This is a genomic window from Pseudobacteriovorax antillogorgiicola (assembly GCF_900177345.1).
GTDB lineage: Bacteria > Bdellovibrionota_B > Oligoflexia > Oligoflexales > Oligoflexaceae > Pseudobacteriovorax > Pseudobacteriovorax antillogorgiicola.
This window is the reverse complement of sequence record NZ_FWZT01000062.1, coordinates 1-1,924: the sequence shown is the minus strand read 5'-3', so window position 1 is coordinate 1,924 and position 1,924 is coordinate 1. Positions and strand designations below refer to the sequence as shown.

At 42.6% G+C, this 1,924-nt stretch carries 3 protein-coding genes; 1 reads left to right on the top strand and 2 read right to left on the bottom strand.

What is annotated here, in order from left to right; translation table 11 throughout:
• On the top strand, positions 1 to 1,148 hold a 1,148-nt coding region (gene tnpC, locus B9N89_RS31115), incomplete at its 5' end, for an IS66 family transposase (RefSeq protein WP_132326494.1).
• On the opposite strand, the gene tnpB is transcribed toward tnpC, so the two are convergent.
• Both tnpB and B9N89_RS31105 read right to left on the bottom strand, forming a co-directional pair.
• On the bottom strand, positions 1,140 to 1,454 hold the full coding sequence (gene tnpB, locus B9N89_RS31110) for an IS66 family insertion sequence element accessory protein TnpB (protein ID WP_159455771.1): 315 nt from the start codon (positions 1,452 to 1,454) through the stop codon (positions 1,140 to 1,142). The genes tnpC and tnpB overlap by 9 nt on opposite strands.
• Before the next feature lie 17 nt (positions 1,455 to 1,471).
• Positions 1,472 to 1,837 carry a hypothetical protein gene (locus B9N89_RS31105; RefSeq protein WP_132326498.1) on the bottom strand — a complete coding sequence of 122 codons (366 nt, stop codon included), beginning with the start codon at positions 1,835 to 1,837 and terminating at the stop codon, positions 1,472 to 1,474.
• Positions 1,838 to 1,924 lie beyond the last annotated feature (87 nt).

Below are 1,924 nucleotides of genomic sequence, written 5' to 3'. Positions count from 1 at the left end.
GTAGTAAGCGAATGACTAAATCTGGACTTTATAAGACTTCCGAGAAGCTCGAGGTTATCCCTAAACAATACTACATTGTTCGTCATAAGAGGGTGATCTACAACTGTAACTCATGTCATGGAAGTATGTACAATGCTCCAATGCTGCCATCCATAATTCCTAGTTCGAACTATGGTGATAGTGTCATCATCGATATTGCCCTCTCTAAGTATTGTGATTTAATACCCATTGAAAGGTATAGTTCGATTGCTGCTCGAAGCGGTATCGAAGGCTTGCCACCCAATAGCTTGATTGGGCTAACTCATAGCCTAGCCCAATTTCTACAGCCAGTTTACGAACAGATCAAGGAAGAAGTTCTTTCGTCTGAGCTGGTCATGATGGACGAGACTCCTCACAAGATGCTTGAAGGTGATATTACAGCGAACTGGTATCTCTGGGGGTTTGCTACTCAGACTGCTTGTGTCTTTGAAGCTCACGGTACTAGGAGTGGAGATATCCCATTAAGCTTTCTCTTGGAATCTAGAACGCGCTATTTACTCACTGATGGCTATAGTGGCTACAAGAAAGCTATCGGCCAGTTGGCTAAGCAAGATAAAGAAGTAGAAGAAATCTACTGTAATGCTCATGCTTATCGCTACTTCAAAGACGCAGCGAAAACCTGGGAGGAAGAAACAGAAGTTTTTCGCAAGCTATACGGAGAAATCTACGAGCTAGAACGAAATGCTGAGACTGAAGAGCAGAAGATAGATGCTCGAAGTCAGATGGAACCTTTATTTATAGATCTTAAAAATCGGTGTGAGCTAGCAAAAGAAGCAACGATGCCTGGAAGCGCACATGAAAAAGCCGTCAACTACTTCTTAAATCATTTTGATGGCTTGAGTAAGTGTGTAGGAAATATAAAGCTCCCACTTGACAATAACTTTAGCGAACGACTGCTCCGTAGTCCGGTGATTGGGAGAAAAACTTGGTACGGAACCCACTCTAAGAGAGGGGCTCGTACCAGCTCTGTTCTATTCAGTATCGTAGAATCATGTAAGATAAACTCTATAAACCCAAGAAATTACTTCTCTTGGGTAGTGGAGCGAAGCCACAAAAACCAAGACCTCGTAACACCATTTCAATACGCATCCCTAATCGACTCAGGGTGACTCGATAAAGCGCTTATTAACCGTAGCGCCCTCAAAGAAAAGTGAAAACTCTGCCTGAGTGAGAATAATATCTCGCTTATAATAGGGATTCAATTTGGAGAATCTCCCTTTATCAAGCCTTTTCGCGATGATGACAAAACCTGTCCCATCGTAATAGAGGACTTTGACTCGGGTTCTGTTCTTGTTTACAAAGAGAAACATGTGACCAGACATTGGATCGGCGCCGATAACATCCTTTGTCTGTTTATATAGCGAATCGAAGGAAGCCCTCATGTCTGTAGGTTTCTTACAAGCAAAGACTCTCATGCGCCTACTAGGAAGCATTACGACACCTTTTTAAGGTATTCCACTAAGAGGTCTACTTTCCTAAATCGAATAATTTTTCCCTTTTCCTGAAGCTCAATATCACACGGTATGGCTGGTGGAGATACAGAGTCAGTAATACCCTCGATAGCGATCTCCTGAAATGGGGCTACAACTCCATCTCGTCGCAACTGCTTCGCTTTGCCGATCATTCGAGCCATCTTTTTGTGGTTACTGCCGATGGCACTATAAAAATCTCTGCTGGAACCTGTCCAGTTTTCCCAAGCTATGAGTATCTCTAGCAAGAGCTCATCGCTAACCTTGGTAACTCGACCTCCTTCTCCCCTGAATGAACTTAGTTTTTTCTTTAAGATCTCTAAATCCATAATACTGCCTTTCAATGAGTTAACTGTATGTAGTAATTGTAAGGAAAGGGAAAAAGGGCTTCAATACGCATAGATTCGACGACTTAC